Genomic DNA, 23,779 nt, shown 5'->3' with positions numbered 1-23,779 from the left:
GCGGGTGATTGCAGGGAAGGAGACCGCAGCAAAACACCTGGCAGGAAAATAGCGGCGACTATCGCTGCAGCTGCGACAAAATATAAATCTGGAGGAGCACGTGATTAACGAGAAAGGTCGGACCCTGCGACGCAGGCTGTCCGCGATGGCGTACATTCTTTTTTTCGCAGGGTCGTTATTGGCAGCGCAGTCTGCGCGCGCCGATGGTCCGCTTGCAGGTGTCGCGAAGGAGCTTGAGGATGCAGGGGTGACGCCAAGCCTGTTTACATGGAACATATATACCAACAACCTCGCAGTCGGACCACGAACTTACCAGTCAAGTCTTTCCACCAACGTAGCGGCTGGCGCTGACTTCGATCTCAACAAGCTCATTGGCATTCCGGGGGGGACGTTCCATTTTCAATATATTTTCTTTCCCGCCAACCGCAACACCGATGCGACCGCTCCCGACGGTGGGTATTTCGGTGCGGCTGGTGGCTACTATGCGGGTCAGCAGCAAAGCGACATCTCGAAAGGATACCTATCCAATTTCAGCTATGAGCAGAAGTTGTTCCACAACGTCGTCGACGTTACAGTAGGGCGGTTCAGTGGAGGTGTGGAGTTCTATCACAAAGGTTCGCTCGACTGTCTTCTCAAGGTCGATTGCCTGGATCCGGTCTTTGAGAAGTCGAGCGGCACATTGCCTCCGCCATACGGTAGCTGGGCCGGTATGATCCGGCTGAATCCTACTGACCGGTACTACGCCAAGGCGGCCGTATTCCAGCTCGACCTCAACCAGTACCTTGATAAAGGGAACGGCTTCGATTGGAGCTTTCATCACAGCCTTGCCTCCAGTCTTGATCTCGAACTCGGGTACGAAACGAATTTCTCTCAGGATCGATACCCTGCACACTACTGGGCGACGCTATTTAGGAATACATATGCTTTGACCTCGGACGACGGAAGCGGCGACCATGCGAATGGAACAAACGGTTTTATGCTCAATGGCCGCAAGACGATCTGGCGGGCTGATGGCGGTACGGGGGATTCGCCGTTTCCGGAGTCCATCGTGCTTTTTGGTTCGTACAGCGCTGTGATCGCTCCAGACACGGTATTGAGCCTGGAGCAGCGTCCGTACAAACATTCAGGAGAAATTGGAGTGAGCTATATCGGACCTTTCGGGCGTCCGCGCGACGTTGCCTCGATCGCCTTGTCAACGAGCTCGCTTTCTGACCGTTACTACAATTTCGTTAAACGTCTGGTTCCCGATGCAAAGCAAACGAGCTACGCGATACGAGGAAAGTACGACGTCATGCTTCCGCACGGGTTCTTCATCGAACCCGGCTTCTCGTACATCTTCAATCCCGACGATACGGCGAATGCATACGGAATTTTTCGTCCGTCCGCCACGCATCAGCTCCGCGACGGGTGGACGGTCCGCGTAATGATTGGATGGAATATCGGCCAGGCACTGGGCTTCTGATCTGATACGTCCTGACTGCACTCGAGGAATTTGGACATGAAAACATATACGGCACTTCCAATGGCAAGGCGTGATTCCAGAACCCCACACACCACAGGGGGATGGATCAGGGTACTCATCATTCTTTTGCTTTTGACCGAGCAGACTGGGCTGGCCACGGCGCTTTTTGCCTCGGCACTCCCACAACTGGGTGCATCGTTCCGCACGCCGCACGTCGTCTGGGTGCTTTCAATGACGACCCTGGTCGGGGCCATTGTGACACCGCTTGCTGGACGTCTCGCCGATCTTTACGGGAAAAAAAGGATTCTGGTCGCACTGTCGGTTTTCGCGACGCTTGGATCAATTGTGAGTGCTACTGCAGGTTCATGGGATGCGATGCTGGTTGGGCGAGCACTCAGCGGCGCATCAATGGCCTTTCTGCCATTGGCCTACGCACTGATTCAGGATATTTTCCCCGAGCGGATGAAGGCTACCGCGATATCCATTTCGAGCAACGGGCTGGGTCTCATTACGGTCATTGGGCCCTTGATCGCTGGGGAAATGATCGACCGTCTCGGTGTGATGTCCATCTTCTGGCCAATGGTCGTCCTGTCGTTGGTTGGCATGATCCTGATGATGCTGTTTGTGCCGGAGACGACGCTCCGCGCGTCGGGCCGTGTCGACTGGGTCGGTGCGATCCTCCTTGGCGCAGCTCTTGCGGCAGTTCTTTACGCCCTTGACATGGGGATGTCGTGGGGTTGGGCGAGCAGCAGGACCATCGCCTACGTTATGGGTGGGCTGGCGCTGGTACTGGTCTGGATCTTGTGGGAAAGGGCGTTCCCGGCACCGCTTGTGGACGTCCGGGTTCTGGGCAACAGGGTCGTGCTAAAGATCATCCTTGCCGCTGCAGCGGCGATGACTGTGATCTCGGGGATTGCCAGCATCTATCCGCTCATGTTGATGACACCGTCGGCACTCGGGGTGGGCTACGGGTTGGGAACGAGTGCGACGGACGTTGCCTTCCATACGCTGCTTGGCGGCTCGCTCCTTATGCTGGGTGGATTGTACGTTGGAGTCACCGCCCGGCGTATTCATCCGGGTGCGCATATCGCTACAGGCGGCCTGTTCTTGGTCGGTGCGTCTGTGTTCTTCGCATATATGCATTCCCAGTCGTGGCACTACGTCGTCGCATACGGGCTGATGGGCCTCGGGGGGATGATTCTCGCCGCCTGTCCGATTCTCATCGTTACCACGGTGCCCGCTGATTTCAGGGCCGTTTGCGCCGCCATGCTTGGTACGACCACGGCAGTCGCTGGAACGGTCGGGACGCAGCTTACGTTCGCAATAGCTGGTACACAGATGGTGTCGTTTTCCGGAGGACTCCCTGTCTATCACAGCTCGGCCTTCACCGCGGCGTTCCTGGTGTTGGCGGTCATCGCCGTTCTGGCTGTTGCAGCGGGACTGTCGCTGCGCCGGTTGTCACTGATGCCCAGGGAGATTGCCGCACAGTGCTGATGATGCAGTAATGCTCACGGTTGCCGGTCGGGGTAGCGTTTGCTGAACCGACCGGTCTCATTACCTATCGGCGTTCCTTTCGCTCATCATCAGCCTCGGGCTTGAGGCACCGCCACCAGATATCTGTCAGAGCGTCGATGAGGACCGGGCGACCCTGAGGAAGTTCTCCCCGATTCAGGATAAAACACATCCGGTCCAGTTGCAGTAGCAACATGCCCATCCGCATGCGTGCCAGCGGGAGTTCCCTGGTGCTGAAGCGGCTCAGATAGTTTGGCATGGCGTTGACCGCCTGGACATTGAGTTCGACCCACGGGCCTGTCATTTGCGGGTCGAGGGCCAGAACCTGGGCGGTAAGCTCGACCATGTCCGCCGACTTTTCCCAATATGACACCGCCTTGTCAATCCATTTCCGTAGAGCGCTTCGCGTCGGATAGGCGCCGAGCGCATCGAAGTCGGCAATTATTTTAAGAATGTCTTTATCGATCGATGTATGCCAGATCTCGACCAGCACTTCGACCTTGTTGGTGAAGTGAATATAGTAAGTCGCGCGACTGACCCCCGCCCGGCGGGCAATGCCTTCAATGGATGCAGTTTCGTAGCCGACCTCCAGAAACTCTGCCTTTGCGGCCGCGGCTATCCTGGATCGTGTTTTCTGACGTGGAGTCTCAGCGGTTCGGCGGTTGGCGGGTTTGGGTGAGATGGGCGAAGGGCTCATGAATTGTATTAAAAATGCGCAGTGTCGATCGGCGGAAGGATCGCACGTTGACAGGTGTCTGACAAGGTGTCGGGACACCCGTCTTGCAATAGTGATGGTCTCCGGTCAGGTTTGGAGCCGCGATGTGTCGGAGAGTGCGTGCCACGCCCGGTCGTGATAGATCAGCGGGCTCGCCTCATCACCGGACTGGTTCGCACGGGTGGCGCTGATTTCCGATGCGCGTACCGCGACCAGCGTTGATCCGTGGATGTCCATCTGATCGATGATCGTTCCGCGGATCCATACCGGTGCATCGATGAGCACCGGTTCTCCAGACGGAAGTCGTTTCCATTTTGACGTATCAGAAAAACGGTCCGCCCCGCTGGTGGCGCACAGGCGTGCAATGTCCAGTTGTTCCGCCTGCAGCAGGTGTACGACCAGGGACTTCGCTGCCTTGATGTGGGTAGCGCTTGATGAGTCAGCGGACAACGAAAACGCAAGCACTGGCGGATCCGCGCTCACCGAGATGACGGATGTGGCGGTCAAGGCGACCGGCCCGTGCTCACCCTCTGCCGTGATTATCGCAACCCCCGCTGCGTGGCGGCGGAAGGCGCCCTTGAACAGTTCACGCATTGCCGGCTCAGCCGCCTGGACAGCATTGCAGGGCGTCGGATGATTGAGAACTCCGTTCATAGTACGCATGTTGAATCTCCTCCGATGTGATGTCGTCGCCACGGACCTGGGGTGGATCGACAAATTAAAAATATACAACCGACTAGACATATGTCTATTATTGCACGTGTGGGCGGCACGATGCCAGAGCCTCGATTGATGACTCCCCCTGGAGATATCTCTTCGAGATCGTTTTGTTGCAGCGCATGATTGACATATGTCTAGACGAACGATTAATTTATACAAAACGGAGGAGCATTTCGGAATGCAGGCGTTCACATATGAGGCGTTGCCCGCTCGGGTTGTTTTTGGGGCCGACACATGTCACCGTATAGGTGATGAACTGGCTCGACTGGATTGTTGTCGCGCGTTGGTACTGACGACCGCAGCACAACGTCAGATCGGCGAAAACGTCAGGAGCTCTCTGGGTGAGCAGTGTGTGGGTCTGTTCAGCGAAGCGGCAATGCACACGCCAACGGACATCACCGAGGCGGCGGTAAAAGTCGCTCGCGACCTGGGTGCGGATTCTGTCGTCGCCGTGGGAGGGGGGTCTACCATCGGTTTGGGTAAGGCGATTGCCCTCCACACCGATCTGCCGCAAATCGTCGTCCCCACCACGTATGCCGGGTCGGAGGCGACCCCCATCCTCGGGCAGACCGAAAACGGACTGAAGACCACGCAGCGCTCTCTCCGGGTTCTACCGGAGGTCGTCATCTATGACGTCGATTTGACGCTCATGCTCCCGATCGGGATCTCGGTGACTTCCGGGCTTAACGCCATTGCTCATGCCGTGGAAGCGCTGTATGCCCGGGACGCCAATCCGGTGATCTCCATGCTTGCGGAAAAGGGAATCGCGGCACTCGTACGAGCATTGCCAGCAATCTGCGCAGCGCCTGAAGATCGAGAGGCACGATCTGATGCGTTGTTCGGCGCGTGGGCCTGCGGTACCTGTCTGGGGGCAGTCGGTATGTCACTGCACCACAAGTTGTGCCACACGTTGGGCGGCACGTTCAACCTTCCGCATGCTGAAACACATGCGGTCCTGCTTCCCCACGTGATCGCATACAACAGGGATTATGCGCCAGAGGCACTCGCGATCGTAGCGCGTGTATTGGGCGTCAGCGATCCAGCGGCAGGTATGTTCGATTTCGCAAAGCGTCTGGGTGCGCCGACGCAGCTTGCCGCGCTCGGGATGAAGGAGAGCGACATAGGGGAGGCCGTTGCCATTGCATCGCGTGCCGCGTACTGGAACCCGGGGCCAATCGACGCGGACAGGATCGACCGCTTGCTGCGCGATGCCTTTTCAGGAAAGCGTCCCATTTCACAACCGTCCGTGTCCAAGGGCGGACTATCAACCACCAATGAAGCTTGACAATCCAGCAAGGAGGAAACGATGGAACCCAATCCGCATATCCTTAAGCATCACCACATTACATTGAACGTCGGCGTGGCACAGGATGACTACGACTTTCACACGAAAATTCTGGGGCTAAAGAGCGTCAAGAAAACAGCGCTCTACGACGGTGATGAGCCGATTTATCACCTGTACTACGGCAATGACTTCGGAGAGGAAAGCACGCTGATCACCTGCTTTCCCATGCGTCAGTCCGGTCGTAAGGCAACACGCGGCACCGGTCAGATCAAGACGCTTGCACTGTCTGTGCCGGCGTCATCCCTGAGTTTCTGGGAACGCCATCTGCGCGAGCACGGTCATGACGTGAAGCGCAGTGAGCGTTTCGGCGAAGCACTGCTGAGCCTGGCCCATCCTTGTGGTATCCAGTACGAGCTCGTTGCGATTGACGATGACGACCGCAAGCCATACTCGAACGGGATTATTCCGGCGGAGTTTGGGATTCGCGGTACGCATGGGATCATTGTTTCTGTACGCGATCTCGAGATGTCTGACGAATTCATGCAGGTCGGCTGGAGCGGGAAAAACCGACGTACGGATGGGGCGTTCACACGTTACGAGGTTGGTGCGGGCGGGACCGGAACGATTATCGAGTTCGAGCACGAGCCAGATGTGCCACAGGGTTCGTGGGCATACGGAGAGGGCGTCACTCACCACTGCGCATTCCAGGTCGCGGACCTCGACGTGCAGAAGAACGTAAAGTTCCGTCTCGAGGGGCTTGGCTATACCGATACCTCGGACCGTAAGGACCGCGGCTACTTTGATTCCGTGTACGTCCGTACCCCGGGCGGTGCGCTCTTCGAGGCAACGGTGTCCAAGCCGCAGGGATTCCTCGTCGACGAGCCCTACGAGCGACTTGGCAGCGAATTGCAGATTCCGCCAGTCTTCCAGAGCCGCAAGGACAGCATCAAGTCCCACCTCGAGCCGCTTCTCTACTGATGAGCCAGAACAGTCATCTCCAGACCCCGCCAATCTGGCGGGGGGCGGTTGCCGACGGCGCCGGAATTGCCGGTATCCTGGTGCACGGCCGTACGCTGACGCCGGATTTCATGTTCGAGCAGGCAGAGCGCCTCTGCATGGAGCACATTGCCTGGTGTGCGCTGGCTGCACACGGAAATAGCTGGTATCCCGGCAAGTTCATGGCTCCGGTCGAAGAGAATCAGCCGATGCTCGATCACGCCCTCGCGTGCGTAGATCATGCGATCAGACAGGCCATGGCGAAAGGCTACACCCACGACCGCATTGCACTCGTCGGTTTTTCGCAGGGAGCCTGCCTGCTAAGCGAGTACATGTTCAGGAATCCAGCGCGCTGGCGTGCGTTAATCGCGTGGACGGGTGGGTTGATCGGACCGGCTGGGATGCAGTGGCCGGTTCGCGCCGACCAGTTGAAGGGGGTCCCAGTGCTGCTCAGTAATGGCGATGCTGACCCGTGGGTGCCGCTGTCGCGCTCCCGGGAAACTGCCAATGTCTTTCGCGGCATGGGTGCTCTTGTCTCCGAGCGAGTTTATCCCGCTCGCGACCACGGCATCAGTGACGATGAGATCGGGCAGGCCCGCGTTTTACTCGGAGGCTAGGCGATGAGACGGCGGTCCGGGTAGTCGGCCTCGCAACTCGGCGCGCCCGGACCATTTGAACGTCGGAGCTGGCCACCGTGGCCAGCCCGACCCGATTCAGTCCAGATTTCAGGTAGATCGTTGTGGCCTCGCGAGCACGATGGTCGGATGCGGCACAGTTGTCCCAAGTCGGCGCGAACCGATGTGGCGCCCAGCACCTGTCATCATTTTCCGATTCGAGTCGCGATGCTCCGAGTCCTGCCGTGATAGGAACCTGTCGGGCGTCGCGGTAGGCATCGGCTGCCTGTTGTAATGGATAGCGAACATCCAGTGAAGGAGAGAGGAGCAGCGCTCCCAACTCGGCCGTGAGAAGAGGTCCTACGTGCTGGAGCGCGACAATCATGTTGACCAGCGTGTTGCCTGACGCTGTCCAACATCCAGATTTTCTGTGCGCCATGCCCCCAGCCCAGCCGAAATGATGGCGCACACCCGTCGCAGACATACTACATCTGCAGGCAGCGCTCGCGTCTCGCAAGTCCGCTTCATCTTTCAGGACCGGGCTCGCCTATGAGCAACTGACAAGATGCTACGGCCGGGAAATGACCACCTTGCCAAAATGCCGGCCGTTCGCTGCATACCGGTATGCAGCTTTGGCTTCATCGAACGGGAATGCAGTGTCGATAACGGGTTTAAGCTGCCAGCGTGTAATGGCGGCGTTCATCTGCTCGAACATTTCACGGCTTCCCGTGGATATCGCCTGCAAGGTGAGCCGGCGAGTCAGAATGATGGATGGATCGACCTGGGAGCCGCCTGCCAGCACGCCGATGATGACGACCCTGCCTGTGACCGCAGCAGCGCGCATCGATCTGGCGAGCGTTCCCGCGCCGCCTACCTCAATGACACGATCCACGCCGAGGCCGGCCGTGATCCGCATGACTTCCTCGTCCCATTCGGGAGTGGCCGAGTAGTTGATGACGTCGTCGGCACCCAGCGCCTGCAGTGCATGCGCTTTCTCTTCAGTGGAGGTGGTTGCGATCACGTGGGCACCGATGTGCTTCGCAAACTGGAGCGCAAAGAGGGAGACGCCGCCCGAGCCGAGAACAAGCACGGATTGCCCTGGCAACAATGCCTCGCCAGCATGTATTGCATGCCATGCAGTCACGGCAGCGCAGGGCAGCGTTGCCGCCTCCTTATCGGAAAGATGGGCTGGCACCTTTACGATGTTTTCGTCAGTCAGCACGATGCTTTCGGTCAGCATGCCGTCTCGGCTGCCGCCGAGATCGGAGTCCAGCGCGCGCAATGGCATCCTGCCGCCGAGCCAGTTCTGCCTGAAGATTCCTGCTACACGATCGCCGACGGAAAATCCGCGAACACGCTCGCCAGCCGCCACGATTGTGCCCACGCCGTCCGACAGCGGGACGAGACCCGGTTTCGGGCTTGGGCCGCCATAGCCACCAAGCAGGATCCCGATGTCCCGCGCATTCAGCGAGTTAGCGGCGATCTCGATACGAACTTCGTCGGGACCAGGGACAGGTACATCGCCATCCCTTACCGTGAGCCCATCAAGGTCGCCAATGTGATCGATGTGGTAACTACGCATTCCGGTCTCCGGTTACTCGCCAGACGTTCGCGAACAGACGGCCGGGCGCGCGCTTGATTGGCGCGAACGGCCAGAAAATCGACGACGATATTGTGTCGCTCGAACTGCTCATAGGGCGCCCGGTACGGCCGGTTCATTCTCGAGCAGACCGAGCCGCGCCCATACCTCCTGGTCGGTTACGACGAACAGCCGTGCGGGCGCTGCTGACGTACACCGATGCGTGACGCGATTGCCCGCAGGAAGGGTAAATATATCGTTCGGTCCCCACGAGAAGGTTGATTCTCCAATGGTGGACTCGCCGTGCCCGTCTACCACGCAGCACACCGCGCTGCCGGTTGTTCTGACCGGCACGGTCGCCTGACCCGTGGGATCAATCTGAACGAACCAGGCATCCAGCAGCGAGACGCATGAGCCCCCGTTCAACGGGTTCGCATAGCGGACGCGACGTGTTCCGTCGGCGGCCAGGGGGGCCGCCGCGGCGGCCGCGCACGCATCGGCGTAGGGATAGCGAAAGACGGGCGAATAGGATCGGGGGACGCCGCTGATTTCGGGCACCAGATTCGGTACAGCGAAGGCATCCTCTGCAATCGCGTGCGGCATCTGGTCGGGCGGTCCAGGCTGGAATTTCGCGGACCCAAGATAGTTGTGCAGTGGTACGTCGAGTACATCGAGCCAGATCACGGGTCTGTCGCCGTCATGCCGGTGACCATGCCAGGTCCACGCGGGATTCAGGATGAGATCGCCCCTCGACATTGGACACGGTTTTCCGTCGACAACAGTGACTGCGCCGCTTCCCTCGAGAACGAAGCGAAGTGCGTTCATCGAGTGACGATGGGGACGTGCCGACTCTCCTGGCCGCAGGCTCTGGATGGCGGCGGCCAGAATTCCTGCCGTCGATTCGTCCTCGGGTGTGCGTGCTTGCGGATTGACGAGCTGCAATACCCGGCGCTCGACGACAGACGGCGAGGTGATGTTCAACGCTTCGGCCACCATGGGGCGCACCATTTCCCATTTCCAGAGATGGGCCGGGACCGGTCCGGGTGGCCGCTTGTGAGCGGTGGGGCTTTCCCATAGTGGCACCAGGTGTGCCGCTCGCCATGCCTGCCGGACTGCGTCGAAATCAAGCGTTTCTTCTTCCATCGGGTCTTCTCCTGCGCGTTCGGGACGCGCTGCGGTGAGATAGTCGGGCCAGGCGTTCCTGGTCGCGGTATCGGAATGCGTTGCGACCTTGTTTCGAGATGTCGCGACGAGGTAAAAGTCAAACAATCATAGATGTGACATTAAGAAAAAGTCAACGAAGCCACCTAGAATGGCAGCATATAGAGCTTCATCCGCCGAGAACAGATCGGGTAAGCTAACAATTGACAGCATACTGATCGTAACCTAATGTTCCCTGTGAACGTATTCTGACAAATACCAGTGCGGCGCATTGATGCCGAAGGAGACATGTGGATCATGGGCGAAATGAAACTTCGGACAGGCCTTGGGCTGAGTCCGGCAATTGCTGCATTCGTGTCACAGGTGCGCTATGAAGACCTGCCGGCGCCGGTGATCGACAAGCTGAAACTCTGTCTGTTCTTCAATCTCGGGATTGCGACTGCCGGTTTTCGCTCGTGCGCAGGCTCCCTGCAGGCGTTGCGCCCATTTGCCTTGCCGCAGGGCCATAGCGGAGCGCGGGTTCTGGTCGACGGCAGCCTGATGTCGCCGGCGGACGCCGCCTTCATCAACGCGACGATGATGCATGCCCGGACGCAGGATGATTTTCATCATGCCGCTGGTTCCCATGTGGGCGCGGTTGCGATTCCCGCGTGTCTGGCCATCGCGCAATGGCGAAAGACCGACCCGCGCAGGCTGATGGTTGCCCTGGCGGTCGCTTACCAGGTCGCCGCGGCGCTGGGAAGCGGATACGCGGCGGGCGTCGCATCGCGTGGTTTTCGACCGAGCGGCGTGTTCGCCAGCGTGGGCGCAGCGGCAGCCTGCGCAAGTCTGCTCGGGCTTGAGAACAACGCTATCGCGAACACGCTGGGCCTGGCGGCAAATTTTGCCTGCGGGCTGGGGCAGGCATGGATCGCCGGAACCGATGAATGGCGCGTGCATATCGCGCAGGCGAGCCGCAATGCCGTTCAGTTCGCCCTACTAGGTGAGGCGGGACAGACCGCTGCGCCAGATGTATTCGAAGGGGAATCGGGGTTTTTCGCGGCCTATCTGGGTTCTGTGCCCGATGTCGAAGCGATTATCGAGCGCCTGCGCGGGCCCTGGTGTCTCGACGCGATCGGATTCAAGCCATTGCCCGTCTGCGGTATCAACCTGGGGCCCGCGCGAAGCGCTGCCGCACTTTCGCGCGCGCATCACCTTCAGGTATCAGAGATCACGCGGGTGGAAATCTCGCTGCCCGTAGCAGAAGCCGTATTTCCGGGAATTGCGGCCACCGGCCCCATTCAGGGTACGGGCGCAGCCCTGATGCGTACCGCTTACGTTGCCGCCGTCTGCCTGTTACGTGGCAACCTGCGGTTCGTCGATATCGAGGAGCGAACCGATCCGGACATTCTGGCGCTTGCGGAACGAATTACGGTTGCGGGCGACCCTGGGTTGGCTCCCATGTCACACACGATCCGCATTTTTACCCCGCAGGGAATGATCGAAGAGCGGTATAGCCCGGGCAGCGCAGATTTTGAACTCGACCGGGAGAGCGCGGCTGCGGCGCTCGCGCGGGTCTCCGATGAACTCGCAGTTCCATTTGGATGCATCGAGAGCCTTGAGCGTGCGGTATGGAGCGCGGATGGGGTGGTTCAGCCTGACGCACTTGTCGACGCGCTGGTCCCCGACACGAACGGCGGCTGAGGCTGCTGGGCGAGCCCGAGCGCCACCGTAGCGCGCCTGGTTGCCCGGCCGTCCGTGTGTTCGAGCCGGCTCGAAAGTTGGAAGCACCAGACACGCCTGTGAACCGGCTGCGCCGATTGATTGTTCACGTGTAGATGCGGCTGTTTCCGCCGGGGTGATTGTCGGCGGTGCCCGCGCTAGAAGAAAGACCGCCGCGACAGTACTGTCCATTGCGCTGGCGAATGCAATTCAGTGTACTGATATTATGTGAATTTTTAACCATATCCCGAACTTTGGCATACCGGGGAATGTGGATCGTTGTGCGCAGTTTCGCTGAAGGATAGGGGGAATCCCTATCAAACGGGGATTGCCGTTCAGGGGAGATGCTGAGTATACTGACACTATTGTTGGTGTACTGAATGTATTGATTTTTGCGAAGCTGGATGAACCCGGAGGAAAGACAATTGTTTCCCCTTAACCAGTGGTATGTTGCGGGCTTTAGCTGGGAGCTCGGAGAAAAGCCGGTCGCACGGACGCTGCTCAACAGACATGTCGTTCTTTTCCGCCTGAAGGACGGTAGCGCAGCGGCACTCGAAGACCGATGCTGTCACCGGGGGCTGCCGCTTTCGTTCGGCACGCTTGAGTCGCGTGGGATCAGGTGCGGCTATCACGGACTGCTGTTCAATGGCGAAGGTCGCTGTATCGAGATTCCTGGTCAGGAGCGGATTCCGGAAAAGGCGTGCGTACGAAGCTTCCCGGTCGAGGAGCAGGATCAGATTGTCTGGATCTGGATGGGTAGCGAGGAGGGTGCCGCCGCCCCCGACTCGTCACCGCCTGCCTATCCATGGCACAACGATGCGCGATACGAATTCCGCGGCGATGTCTACCACTACGAAGCGCCTTATTACCTCATTCACGATAATCTGATGGATCTTAGCCATCTGGGCTACGTGCATCTGGCGACCATCGGTGGCAATCCCACCACGCATATGACGGCGGAAATGCGCATCGAGCAGACAGGCGACGTCGTGAATGTGAGGCGCTGGATGAAGGATTCGATTCCGCCAAAGACGTACACGGATGCGTGGCCGTTCGCGGGCAAGGTTGATCGCTGGCAGGAGATCGAATTCGACGTAACACACCTGCGGATCTGGACCGGAGCCGCCGAAGCAGGGGCCGAATCGCTGGAGAATCCAGAACGCGGAGGGTTCCATATGCGAGGCTTGCACGGCATCACGCCGGAAACCGATACGACGACCCACTACTTCTGGACGATTGCGAGCAACCACGCCGACCCCGAACATCGCAATATCGACACCGTTTTTGCGCAGACCGCGCAGACCTTTGGAGAGGACAAGGTCATTGTCGAAGCACAGCACCGGAACCTGGTCAGGTTTCCGGAGCATGCGGGAGTCGATATCCATGTTGACGGCGGGGCAAATCGCGCGAGACGGGTTGTGCAGCGTCTGAGCACGGCATCTGCGGCGCGGACGCCTCAAGTAGCCACGTCGCGCAATATCGACGTGGCGCAAAACGCTGCTCCCTCGCCGGCATCGTCTCCCACGGCTGTGCAATCCTGAACGGGCCGCCATGAAAGTTCTGATTCACGGGCGACGGCCCATTGCAGATGGAATCTGCGAGTTCGACCTGCGATTGCCAGATGGTGGACCGTTGCCTGTTTTCTCCGCGGGCTCGCACGTTGACGTATTCCTCGCCGGGGGAGTTGTTCGTCAGTATTCCCTTTGCAACTCGCCCGAAGAGCGGCATAGATATGTGCTCGCTGTGCTGCTTGACAGCAACACGCGTGGTGGCTCGAAAGGCATGCATGCGTTGAACGTGGGGGACTCGATCGAGATCGGTGAGCCCAGAAACCACTTCGCGCTCGATGAAACGGCCCGGCACTCCATTCTACTGGCGGGTGGCATTGGCATTACGCCGATCAAAAGTATGGCGCACAGGCTGGCATTGCTCGGCGCATCGTTCGAAGTACATTACTGTGCCCGTGAACCGGACAGGATGGCGTACGGCGAGGAATTGAAGCTGGGCCACCCGGCGCCACAGATGATGTTCTACTTCGACAGGGACGCACCGGACCGGCAACTCGACATGCGTCAGGTACTTGGCCAACGTACGCCAGGAACTCACCTTTATGTGTGCGGCCCCCAGGGGTTCATCGACGCGGTGATGAAAACCAGCGTCGAACTCGGATGGCCAACGCAAAACGTTCATCGGGAGTATTTCGGTGCAAATCCAGCGAGCCAGCGCGCCGGCGATCGTCCGTTCCAGATCAGGATCGCGAGTACCGGCGACGTGATTGACGTGGCGGCAGACATCACTGTCGTTCAGGCGCTGTCGCGCGCGGGCTACGCGGTGCCTGTGTCCTGCGAGCAGGGAGTATGCGGGACCTGTCTGACCCGGGTTCTCGATGGCATACCCGATCACCGCGACGCTTACCTGACCGATGACGAGCGGGCGGCGAACGATCAGTTTACGCCGTGCTGCTCCCGGTCGAATTCAAGCCTGCTTGTGCTCGACATCTAGAGCCGCATCGCGGGTACGTGTAGCGGCCGAGGTGTAGCGCCTTTTGCACCATGAATCCACATCGATAAAAAAGGAGAGAGCGATTGGGACTTTCATTGACAGTAGCATGCTGGGATTACGACCGGACGAGGGCGTTGTTTGACGGCCGCGTGAAGATTGAAGGGTGCGATGCGACGTTCCTGAATCTGCCGGTCGAGGAAACGTTCTTTCGCGCATTGCGTGGCAGGGAATTCGACGTCGCTGAACTATCGCTGAGCAGCTATACGATGCTGCGGTCAAGAGGCGAATGCCCGTATACGGCGATCCCCGTCTTTCTGTCGCGCATGTTCCGGCACTCGGCGATTTATGTGCGCCGTGGGGCGGGAATCGAAAAACCACAAGATCTCGTGGGCAGAACAGTGGGTGTGCCGGAATACCAGCTGACCGCTCCGGTGTGGGTTCGGGGCATCCTTGAGGACGAGTATGGTGTGAAGCCTTCCGATATACGCTGGCGCACGGGTGGGGTCGAGAAACCGGGGCGCCACGAGAAGGTGGCGATGCAGGCCCCCCCGGGAGTAGAAATCAGCCCCGTCCCGGCGGGCGAGACGCTTGTCGACTGGTTACTTGACGGCAAGCTTGATGCGCTCGTCGCGCCTCGGGCGCCAGGCATTTTCGCGCAAGGGCATCCAGACATCATTCGTCTCTTTCCAGATTTCCGGGAGGTCGAATCGGGATACTTCCGCTCAACGGGGATCTTCCCGATCATGCACGTGGTGGGAATCCGCAATGAACTTGTGGAGCGCAATCCGTGGTTGCCGTCCAGCCTCCTGAAGGCTTTTACCGCGGCGAAAGACCATGCGTTGCGCGAGCTTGGGGAAGTCGGCGCGCTGAAAGTCTCGTTGCCATGGCTGGCAAGCGATTATCTCGACGCGGTCAACGCGATAGGGCGTGATTTCTGGAGCTATGGCGTGCCCGGGAACGAGGCTACGTTGAATGCGTTCCTGCGCTACCACCACGGACAGGGACTGTCGGCGAGGCCAATGACGATCGAAGAACTGTTTGCGCCACAGACACTGGAGCAATTCGTTATCTAGGGCAATGCTGATCTAGTCGGGAAATCGCTGGCTTCCCGAGGCTGCAAGGGCTAACAGTAATACGACTCGCTTTCACGGTGAAATGGCGACGAAGAGTCGATGGGGCTTCGGTTTCGTGACCTGATCAGCCCGGCTTGAAAATGTATGCCCAATTTGGAGCGTGTTGCTCGTCGTGGAATTACCTTTACGCGACATACCTTGCGTCAGGGGGCGCTCCGAAAGCAACACTCGGTAAGCGCGCCTCTGGTAAGCGCCAGGCCCGATCGGAATGAGCAACGCACAGTCGTCGGCTCCTGTCGTTTTATGGCGTTCTTCGCATGCGTGAGACCAGTGCGAAGACCGGACGTGTTGCCCTCTCTCATCGCCGGGATCGACCGGACGGACGCCGCCGATGACTTGGGTGGCTTCACGGCGAGGCTGCAGTGTCTGGCGCCCCCCGAATCATCCCCGGCGTCTTCAGATGCCGGTGCTGGACGGATTCCGAAGTCGAAAACGGCGGCTGTTTCCCGACAGGACAACGCCGTCATCTGCATGAACGGCAGCACATTCAGCTTTTTCCAGAACGCTTCATTGCCGTGCCTCCGCGACGCCGCGCCCCATTTTTGCGCACGGTGCCATCGTCAACGTCATGCCGGCGGGCAACGTGCGCGCTACTGCCACCTCTGCCAGTCAGATAGCTTTTGACAACGGAGCGCTTGAACTGCGCGCTTTACCTACCCGTGAAAAAAACACCCCAGATCGTTGGTTGGGCATCCAACGATCCGGGGTGCAGTTCATGCGAAGCACATCGACGTGCGAGCGTGGCCCGACACGTTTATCGGGGGCGTTCGCGATCCATGACGGACATGCGGTGCATGACGCGCAACTGACCGGCATAATCGTTCACCGCATAATGGACCAGGCAGCGGTTATCCCATACGCCGAATACGTTTGGCCGCCAGCGATACCGGTACTGGAATTCGGGGCGCTGGAGATGGGCGACGAGGTAATCCAGAATTGGCCTGCTCTCGGCGACTGTCATGTTTTCAAACTGGATTGCGGCACCCGGATCAACGTACAGGCACTTGCGGCCGGTCTCCGGTATGGTTCTGAACAGCGGATGGGGGCAGGGCGGCACGTTCTTCAGGGTGTCGTACGCATCGTCGCGCGCAGCTGGCGTCGTTCCAACGAGTTCAAGATATTTGCCGGTGGCATTCAGTAGCCGCACGCCATCGAACAATTTTTTCATCCCATCGGACAACGCATCGTACGCGAGATAGAGGTTGCAGAACATGGTGTCGCCACCAAATTCGGGCGTAATGCGCGAATAGAGGGAATTTGCGGCGACGGGCTTCTCGATGAAAGTAAAGTCGGTATGCCAGGCGCCACCATAGTTGTCTTTCTCGGTCGGCTCCTTGCGCAACTCGTGCACGAACGGATAGTCCTTGTTGACCGTCTTGAGATACGGGTGGACAGTCGGTGTGCCGAGTCGCTCCATGAACGCGATGATGTGCTCGGGCGACATCTGCTGGTCAGGGAAAAAGATCGAGTGATGTTGCAGCAACGCGTCGTGTACGTCCTGCCACGTCTCGGCGGACATCTTTTTCGAAAGATCCACCCCGAATATTTCTGCTCCGCCTGCGCCCGTGAGGCGTCGTACTTCAATACTCATCTGTCGTCTCCAAAAAAATCATCATCCGCGCCCGGCAGGCAACTGCCGGGTGCAAAACAGGTTCTTCAATGTAGTGCGAGCCGGGCGGCACGGGCTACCAGGCCGCGTTAGCATTGCAGTCTACAGATCGATCTGGCTAACCGTCGTGCACATGCCAGCCGAACTTCCCGGCTTCCCACCGGCATACCCAGCCTTCCTGTCGGGTCGTGCTTCCGGCGAAGCATCACGAGTCGCTATCAAATTGCAATCAATCCAGTCGATCAGTCCACTGAATGATAGGTTAGATGGGTGCGAGCGAGATGTACTCGTTTTCCCTGACTCGCACCGGCTGGTCGGGACGAAAGACTGCCAATAATCGCCGGAAATCCCCGTATTGTCTCGCTTATTCCCGTAAGCGTATGTGCGAAAGAGGTGGTCATGCTGGCATATTTCCCTGATTGACAGTGCTATGACGATCTACTATTGTCCGGAACATAGTCAGACACAGCGCCGGAGTGCGGGAGCATCCCTGGTGCGGACAAGGGTAATGGAGACAGTCCGATGATGGCGGCAATGGCGCAGCGGGTTACGTGACGGGCGCAGCGGCCGTCGGCCGCATTTTCCTTCTTCCTGTCGATGTCCAGAGATACGAGCCTTTGTGCTTGCACGGCGCGCGGTTGCGGTCTGGCAAATTCTGACGCGCTGCGCATGCCTATAGATGAACGATCCTGAGGAGACTGTTTCATGACACGCGATGCAACGCTTTCGGTTACCGGGCAAAGACACAGGCCGCTGCAGAGGCCAATGACCCGCGGTGTCCATCATCTGGTGCTCTGTACCGACGACATGAAGAAGACGATCGACTTTTATGTCGACGTCGTAGGAGCTCCGCTCATTCACGTGATGAAGGTGCCGCCAGGTCTTGGTCTGGGTCCCAGGAACCGGGGCAACCCGCCGTATGAGAACTGCCGTCACTACTTCTTCGATATGGGCAACGACAGCATGCTGGCGTTCTTCGAAATACCCAGGGGAGCCGAAAGTCAGCACAACCGGAATGCGATAGGCGCCATGCAACACGTTGCGTTCGTGGTGACGGCTTCGCAGTTTGCTGGGCTCGAAGCCCGTCTCAGGCAGCACGGCGTGCAGTATATTCCTTCAGTCGAGCAGGGGCCGGGCATGTTCGGAATCTACTTCTATGACCCGCATGGTGCGCGACTGGAATTTGCCTGCCAGCCAGAGGATGGTGACGAGCAGCAGATCGTCGGTTTTTTTACCCAGACAAAGTCGCAGGCCAGAGCGGAACTTGAGTCGCTTCCCGGGGTGACGGACGAGTGGGTCGCGCGCCGACTCTCCGCCATGCCCGGGCAGGATTAACCTTTAGGCACGCTATTGCGTGTGAGCAGACACTCAACAATCGGGGATGACTATGAGTAAACGTCTTGATGGACAGGCAGTCGTGGTGACGGGCGGTGGCTCGGGTCTTGGGCGGTACATCGCGGAACGGCTCGCGGACGAAGGTGCGCGTGTTCACGTCTGTGATATTGACGCGGTCGCGCTTGATTCGTTGCGCGCCAGCAACCGGGGAATAACGACGACGGTAGCGGATGTGAGCGATGCGGAGGCGGTGAACAGGCTCTTCAAGGATGCACTGGAGTCAATGGGCCGCCTCACCGGACTCGTGAACAACTGCGGAGTTGCCGGGCCTGTGGGACGCGTGGAGACGCTGTCGCCTGAGCAATGGAACGCAGCGATGGCCATCAACGTAACGGGCTCATTCCTGTGCATGCAGCACGCCATCCCGCTCCTTCGTGATGCAGGTGGTGGCGCGATCGTCAATATGTCGTCAGTCGCAGGGCGGGTGGGCTTTGCGCTGCGTGCATCCTATTGCACCACGAAGTGGGCCGTCATCGGCCTGGCGAAGGCAGTTGCGCAGGAAGCCGGAAGCGAGGGCATTCGGGTGAATGCGGTGCTACCCGGCGCTTGCGACACCGACCGGCTGACACGAGTGCTCGCCGCGCGTGCGCCGGTCGAGGGCAAGTCGGTCGACGAACTGCGCAAGGAGGCATCGGAGATATGCGCGCTGCAACGGCTCATCGATCCTGCCGAGGTCGCGGCCACAGTTGCCTTCCTGATTTCGGCGGACGGTAAAGGCATTACCGGCCAGGCGATCAGTGTTTGTGGCGGCGCCATTGGCTCCTGATGTCGGGTAACCAACTCTCATGCGTGCCGCTGCCTGCGGCGCGTTTTTCCCTCTTACGGGCGTCGCTGCGGACGCTCAACTAACACAGCGTGATCATGATCGATTGCTATGCTGCGGGAACCACGAATGGGCAGCGCGCCGTATGCGTGCTCGAGGAATCTGGTCTTCCGTACCGCCTTCACGACGTCGACATCGCGGCGGGCGAACACAAGAGCGCTTCGTTTCTGGCGCTCAATCCTGCTGGCCAGGTACCGGTGATCGTCGACCCTGACGGTCCGTCCGGGCAACCTCTGACACTGGCGCAATCCGGCGCCATCTGCATTTACGTGGCGGAAAAGTCTGGTCATCTGCTTCCTCGGGACGCCGCTCGGAAAGCACAGGCGGTGCGCTGGCTTATGTTCGTATTGACGGATCTGGGTGCGACTGCGACATCGCTGTTCCATCTGTCGCTGATGAAGTCGCCGCCCGAGGACGCCATAGCGCTGCTACGCGCTCGCCTGCAGAATTTTCTGAGGCTGGCGGATGCGCAACTGGCAACCGACGGAAATTTCATCGGGGAGTTCTCGGTCGCGGACGTGGCGCTATATCCGTTGATGGGGTTTCCGGTCGTGAGGGCGGCCCTTGAGGGCATTCCGGAACTTGTCCATCTGAAACAGTGGCAGGTGGCGATGGCGGCGCGACCGGCTATCGCGCGAGCGATGAATTCCATGCCTGCGCCTGGCTCACGCACTCGTGCGCCCGCTTAAGGAGAATACGATGACTGCCTATTGGCTTGCACGGGTGACGGTGAGTGACCCGGAGCGTTTCAAGGGATATGCCACGCGGGTGCCACACATTATCGCCCGGTACGGTGGACGCTACCTGGCCCGAGCCGGCCGCAGCCAGGTTCTGGCCGGCTCGCCTGGCTTCGACCGCTTTCTGGTGATTGCCTTTCCATCCTTTGAACAGGCACTCGACTGCTACTCGTCCGCCGAATATCAGGAGGCGAGCAGTTTGAGGGAAGGTGCCGCCGAAGTTGAAATCGTGATTGTCGACGGCGTCCCGGAGGAATAGCCGGCCCGTTCGGCTATGTCAGCCGCGTTGTGGTTGCATTGACGGGGGGTAAATCGGATGTGCGTGCGTCGCCCGGATGCCTGGGTGGAAGGGCGACAACAATATGAGAAATCTAATAAGGATAACTATACGGCAAGCAGAAAAATAGACATCTCGATCAGAGATGTCTAGCGCGGAGCGGTACGCGGGGTGGCCAGGTTCAGGAAAAGATGGAGTAACTGCTGTACGGCGGAGCAGAAAAATCAGCGACCGCATGTACATATGATGGCAGAAGGGACGCTATCAGGTAGATCAAGGCGCGCGAGTAATGCTTCCTTGAGACCGTCTGAGCTGCCAAGTTTCGAGACGGACAAAATGCGGAATTGTTGGGCAACGTGAGCCTGCCACATTCCATACATCATAATCTAATTAGATAAATTAGGAGTGGAAATTAATATGTAAAGATGAGGAAGCGGGAAAAGGAAATACATTCCAGTAAAAAATATATGGAGGCGACGTTGAAAAAGTTCTTGATTGTACTTGCGGCAATCTTTGGCGTGAGTGGAAGCGCTATGGCACAGGGCAGCGTGACGCTCTATGGCTTGATCTCAGCCGGACTGCAGTATTCGAATAACCAGGGCGGCCACTCATCGTGGCAGATGGCCAGCGGTACCATGCAACCAAGCCGTTGGGGAATAAAGGGTTCGGAAGACCTGGGTGGCGGCCTGAAGGCGATCTTCACCTTGGAGAACGGGTTCAACGTGATGAATGGAACCCTGATGCAGAACGGCCGTGAGTTCGGACGGCAGGCCTATATCGGATTATCGTCCAATACCTGGGGTACGGTCACGTTCGGCCGCCAGTACGATGAGATGGTGACGCTCTGCGGTTTTTCGTCGGAGTGCCAGTTTGCGTCGACAGCGGCGCACATTGGCGATAGCGATAACGTGTTTGACACGTTCCGCATCAACAATGCCATACAGTATAAGACACCACAATATCGTGGACTGCAAGCTGAAGGACTGTATGGATTTTCTAACAATCCCGGGGGCTTTTCAAACAACAACGCATATAGTGCCGCGGTTCAATATCGGACGGGGCAGTTCTCGGCAGGCGCCGCATTTCTATTGATCAACCGTCCAAACGCGGCAACCAATACCAATGGCGCAATCGTGAGCGACTATGGCTACACGTCCCCCTTCGTGACTAACCCGGCAACGCAATCCGGGGTGCTTAAGCAGCGCGTTTTCGGGGTCGGAGGTGCCTATTCGTTCGGCACGACGAATGTATCTGCGTTGTACACGAACGTGCTCTTCGATTATCTCGATGCGTCCCGCCTTTCGCTGCAAAATTATGAGGTTTCGCTGACCCACTATGTCACACCTGATCTGATGCTTGGTCTCGCATACATATTCACCACAGGCCAATATCATCCTCAGGACGATAGTCCAAAGTACCATCAGGTAAATATCGGCATCGACTATTTCGTGAGCAAGCGGACCGACTTGTATCTGGCGGGCAGCTATCAGAGGGCAGCGGGTGACGCAAAGAATGCCGAGATATACCTGCTTTCGCCATCGACAACGCGCTCTCAGGTATTTGCTGTAGCCGGCATCCGACACAGCTTCTGAGGCTTCTTCTTTGCGGTGCGGCATCACATGCCATGCGTTGCGTTCCCCGACGCAGTCCGGTCGCCTTCGGCTATGGAAGCCGACGGAGGAAGAACTCACGTACCGCATCGAGTTACCTGGTGGAAGCACGCCTCATCGCGGGTGCGTTTCCGTCTTGATTCCTAGGCTGAATGTCAGTATAGTGAATGTACGGTTTCTGCCTATCTTGCAATTTTGGCCTGATGCCGCGAAGTGATCTGTCGTGGAGCTTCTTCCGTCGGCATATTGATCAATCAGGTCTTCAAATCCATCGGGAAATTACGCGCCGATGACGGATCTGTCGGATCGGACGGCCTGATGGACATTCCTCAAGTACGAAGGTTAAACAGGGTAACGAATTATCATGACAACAGCGAGCCAGTTCGTAGAAGTCCAGCCGACCGTCAAGCGCTTTCTCGAGCGTGAACACGGTTTGCTGATCGGCGGCAGGTGGGTACCAGCCAGTGACGGACGAAGGTTTGATGTGGAGGACCCGGCCACGGGTAAAGTGATTGCTACGGCCGCGGCGGGTAACACTGCTGATGTCGATGCGGCGGTGCGCGCGGCGCGTGCGGCTTTCGACGGCCCATGGTCCCGGATGACTCCGCCACAACGGACCCGTTTGCTGCTCCGTCTCGCGGACCTGATCGAGGCCAATGCTGCGGAGATCGCGCTTATCGAGACCCATGATGTCGGCCAGCCGGCGTGGCTGTCTGTGGCCGGGGCAGCCGGCGCGCCGGACGTAGTCCGCTATTTTGCGGGCTGGAGCGGAAAGATCGGCGGTGAAACCGTTACGCCGAATGCCGCAGGCGAATGGCATGCGTATACCGTGCGCGAGCCGATGGGTGTAGTCGGGCTGATCGTGCCGTGGAATTCACCGTTCGGCACAACCATTCACAAACTCGCTGCGCTGCTCGCTGCGGGCTGTACCACGGTGATCAAGCCTGCGGAAGAGACGCCACTTTCGACCATCCGGTTGGGTGAGCTTGTACAGGAAGCCGGCTTTCCTGAGGGCGTGGTCAACATCGTAACGGGCTTTGGCGAGACAGCGGGCGCGGCGCTTGTTGCTCATGACGGCGTCGACAAGATTTCGTTTACCGGTTCCACGGAAACGGGCAAGGCCATCCTGCGCGCATCTGCGGGAACGATGAAGCGGGTCACGTTGGAGCTGGGCGGCAAGTCACCCGTGATCATCATGCCCGACGCCGATCTCGACAAGGCGATCGAAGCGACGGCGGGCGGCATCTTTCTGAACTCGGGGCAGATCTGCGTCGCGGGTTCCCGACTTTTCGCGCACAGGAAGGTGTACGACCAGATCGTTGAGGGTGTCGCCGCGCGCGCGGCGCAGATGCGGGTCGGACCGGGTACCGAAGCGGAGACGCAGATGGGGCCGCTCGTCTCGCGTACCCAGCTCGAGCGCGTCATGGGGTATGTGGAGTCAGGCCGCAAGGAAGGGGCAGAGGTCGTCGCCGGTGGGACACGTCTGGGCGAAGATGGCTATTTTCTGCAACCGACGGTACTCGCGGACACGCAGTCGACGATGGCCGTGATGCGGGAAGAGATTTTCGGGCCGGTGTTGTGCGCGACCGCCTTTGATGACGAGACGATCGACCAGATCGCTGCAGAGGCAAACAACACGATCTATGGTCTTGCTGCCTGCATCTGGACACGGGATCTGAGCGCCGCGCACAAGCTGGCACGACGAATCAAGGCCGGTACTATCAAGATCAATACGCGGGAATTTCCCGAAAACACCTTGCCGTTCGGTGGTTTCAAACAGTCGGGCTTCGGGCGCGAGCGCGGCCGCGCCGGGGTCGAGATGTACACCGAAGTCAAGTCCGTCCTTATTGGCCTCTAGGCTCGCCCCCGGGGCAAGCTTCTGCTAACGCTTTCTACGTCGGCAGAAGCACAACAACCCTGCAGAAGCACTATACGATTCCAGGAAACA

Annotated in this window: 20 protein-coding genes; 15 read left to right on the top strand and 5 right to left on the bottom strand. The window is 58.8% G+C overall.

Features of this window, described 5'->3' with window-relative positions:
* Window positions 1-145: 145 nt before the first annotated feature.
* Together P0D71_RS08580 and P0D71_RS08575 are read left to right on the top strand one after the other, a co-directional pair.
* Window positions 146-1,462, top strand: a complete 1,317-nt coding sequence (locus P0D71_RS08580) for a carbohydrate porin (protein ID WP_408479720.1) — start codon at window positions 146-148, stop codon at window positions 1,460-1,462.
* Window positions 1,463-1,498: 36 nt separating this feature from the next.
* The gene (locus P0D71_RS08575; protein WP_408479719.1) at window positions 1,499-2,956 is read left to right on the top strand and encodes an MFS transporter; all 1,458 of its coding nucleotides are present in this window, start codon (window positions 1,499-1,501) and stop codon (window positions 2,954-2,956) included.
* 64 nt (window positions 2,957-3,020) lie between these two features.
* On the opposite strand, the gene P0D71_RS08570 is transcribed toward P0D71_RS08575, so the two are convergent.
* Together P0D71_RS08570 and P0D71_RS08565 are read right to left on the bottom strand one after the other, a co-directional pair.
* On the bottom strand, window positions 3,021-3,671 hold the full coding sequence (locus tag P0D71_RS08570) for a TetR/AcrR family transcriptional regulator (protein ID WP_408479718.1): 651 nt from the start codon (window positions 3,669-3,671) through the stop codon (window positions 3,021-3,023).
* Window positions 3,672-3,776: 105 nt separating this feature from the next.
* Window positions 3,777-4,352, bottom strand: coding sequence for a flavin reductase family protein (locus P0D71_RS08565; protein WP_408479717.1), 576 nt, complete (start codon window positions 4,350-4,352; stop codon window positions 3,777-3,779).
* A gap of 187 nt (window positions 4,353-4,539) precedes the next feature.
* On the opposite strand from P0D71_RS08565, the gene P0D71_RS08560 reads away from it, so the two are divergent.
* From P0D71_RS08560 to P0D71_RS08550, 3 genes are read left to right on the top strand one after another with little or no spacing between them, the layout of a single operon-like run.
* On the top strand, window positions 4,540-5,694 hold the full coding sequence (locus P0D71_RS08560) for a maleylacetate reductase (protein ID WP_408479716.1): 1,155 nt from the start codon (window positions 4,540-4,542) through the stop codon (window positions 5,692-5,694).
* A 21-nt stretch (window positions 5,695-5,715) separates the two neighbouring features.
* Window positions 5,716-6,672 (top strand): VOC family protein, encoded by a 957-nt coding sequence (locus P0D71_RS08555; protein ID WP_408479715.1) that lies wholly within the window; start codon window positions 5,716-5,718, stop codon window positions 6,670-6,672.
* Entirely contained in the window at window positions 6,672-7,307 is a 636-nt protein-coding gene (locus P0D71_RS08550) for an alpha/beta hydrolase (RefSeq protein ID WP_408479714.1), read from the top strand. Before P0D71_RS08555 ends, P0D71_RS08550 begins: the two co-directional genes overlap by 1 nt.
* Window positions 7,308-7,872: 565 nt before the next feature.
* On the opposite strand, the gene P0D71_RS08545 is transcribed toward P0D71_RS08550, so the two are convergent.
* Both P0D71_RS08545 and P0D71_RS08540 read right to left on the bottom strand, forming a co-directional pair.
* The gene (locus tag P0D71_RS08545) at window positions 7,873-8,886 is read right to left on the bottom strand and encodes a zinc-dependent alcohol dehydrogenase family protein (protein WP_408479713.1); all 1,014 of its coding nucleotides are present in this window, start codon (window positions 8,884-8,886) and stop codon (window positions 7,873-7,875) included.
* Window positions 8,887-8,994: 108 nt separating this feature from the next.
* Entirely contained in the window at window positions 8,995-10,026 is a 1,032-nt protein-coding gene (locus P0D71_RS08540) for a cupin domain-containing protein (protein WP_408263451.1), read from the bottom strand.
* Window positions 10,027-10,341: 315 nt separating this feature from the next.
* On the opposite strand from P0D71_RS08540, the gene P0D71_RS08535 reads away from it, so the two are divergent.
* From P0D71_RS08535 to P0D71_RS08520, 4 genes are all read left to right on the top strand, one after another.
* On the top strand, window positions 10,342-11,727 hold the full coding sequence (locus tag P0D71_RS08535; protein ID WP_408263450.1) for an MmgE/PrpD family protein: 1,386 nt from the start codon (window positions 10,342-10,344) through the stop codon (window positions 11,725-11,727).
* 422 nt (window positions 11,728-12,149) lie between these two features.
* The gene (locus P0D71_RS08530; protein WP_408263449.1) at window positions 12,150-13,286 is read left to right on the top strand and encodes a Rieske 2Fe-2S domain-containing protein; all 1,137 of its coding nucleotides are present in this window, start codon (window positions 12,150-12,152) and stop codon (window positions 13,284-13,286) included.
* A 10-nt stretch (window positions 13,287-13,296) separates the two neighbouring features.
* Entirely contained in the window at window positions 13,297-14,247 is a 951-nt protein-coding gene (locus tag P0D71_RS08525; RefSeq protein WP_408263448.1) for a PDR/VanB family oxidoreductase, read from the top strand.
* An 83-nt stretch (window positions 14,248-14,330) separates the two neighbouring features.
* Window positions 14,331-15,320, top strand: coding sequence for a substrate-binding domain-containing protein (locus tag P0D71_RS08520; RefSeq protein ID WP_408479712.1), 990 nt, complete (start codon window positions 14,331-14,333; stop codon window positions 15,318-15,320).
* Between the two features lie 814 nt (window positions 15,321-16,134).
* On the opposite strand, the gene P0D71_RS08515 is transcribed toward P0D71_RS08520, so the two are convergent.
* Window positions 16,135-16,971: a TauD/TfdA dioxygenase family protein gene (locus P0D71_RS08515; RefSeq protein ID WP_310699333.1), complete on the bottom strand. Its 837-nt coding sequence runs from the start codon at window positions 16,969-16,971 to the stop codon at window positions 16,135-16,137.
* 723 nt (window positions 16,972-17,694) lie between these two features.
* Between P0D71_RS08515 and P0D71_RS08510 the strand changes: the two genes are divergently transcribed.
* The 6 genes from P0D71_RS08510 (at window position 17,695) to P0D71_RS08485 (ending at window position 23,689) form a co-directional block, all read left to right on the top strand.
* Complete coding sequence (locus tag P0D71_RS08510; RefSeq protein ID WP_408479711.1) at window positions 17,695-18,324, top strand: VOC family protein; 630 nt, start codon at window positions 17,695-17,697, stop codon at window positions 18,322-18,324.
* Between the two features lie 52 nt (window positions 18,325-18,376).
* A complete protein-coding gene (locus tag P0D71_RS08505; RefSeq protein ID WP_408479710.1) occupies window positions 18,377-19,150 on the top strand; it encodes an SDR family oxidoreductase in 774 nt (257 codons plus the stop codon).
* A 95-nt stretch (window positions 19,151-19,245) separates the two neighbouring features.
* Window positions 19,246-19,896 (top strand): glutathione S-transferase family protein, encoded by a 651-nt coding sequence (locus P0D71_RS08500; RefSeq protein WP_408479756.1) that lies wholly within the window; start codon window positions 19,246-19,248, stop codon window positions 19,894-19,896.
* A gap of 10 nt (window positions 19,897-19,906) precedes the next feature.
* Window positions 19,907-20,203: a DUF1330 domain-containing protein gene (locus P0D71_RS08495; RefSeq protein WP_408263443.1), complete on the top strand. Its 297-nt coding sequence runs from the start codon at window positions 19,907-19,909 to the stop codon at window positions 20,201-20,203.
* Window positions 20,204-20,700: 497 nt separating this feature from the next.
* The gene (locus tag P0D71_RS08490; protein WP_408479709.1) at window positions 20,701-21,813 is read left to right on the top strand and encodes a porin; all 1,113 of its coding nucleotides are present in this window, start codon (window positions 20,701-20,703) and stop codon (window positions 21,811-21,813) included.
* Window positions 21,814-22,195: 382 nt separating this feature from the next.
* Complete coding sequence (locus P0D71_RS08485; RefSeq protein ID WP_310699327.1) at window positions 22,196-23,689, top strand: aldehyde dehydrogenase family protein; 1,494 nt, start codon at window positions 22,196-22,198, stop codon at window positions 23,687-23,689.
* Window positions 23,690-23,779: the final 90 nt, after the last annotated feature.

Origin of the sequence: Paraburkholderia sp. RL17-383-BIF-A (assembly GCF_046028015.1) — a bacterium.
Lineage (GTDB): Bacteria > Pseudomonadota > Gammaproteobacteria > Burkholderiales > Burkholderiaceae > Paraburkholderia.
The sequence above is the reverse complement of the archived record's forward strand: the minus strand, read 5'-3'. Positions and strand labels throughout refer to the sequence as shown.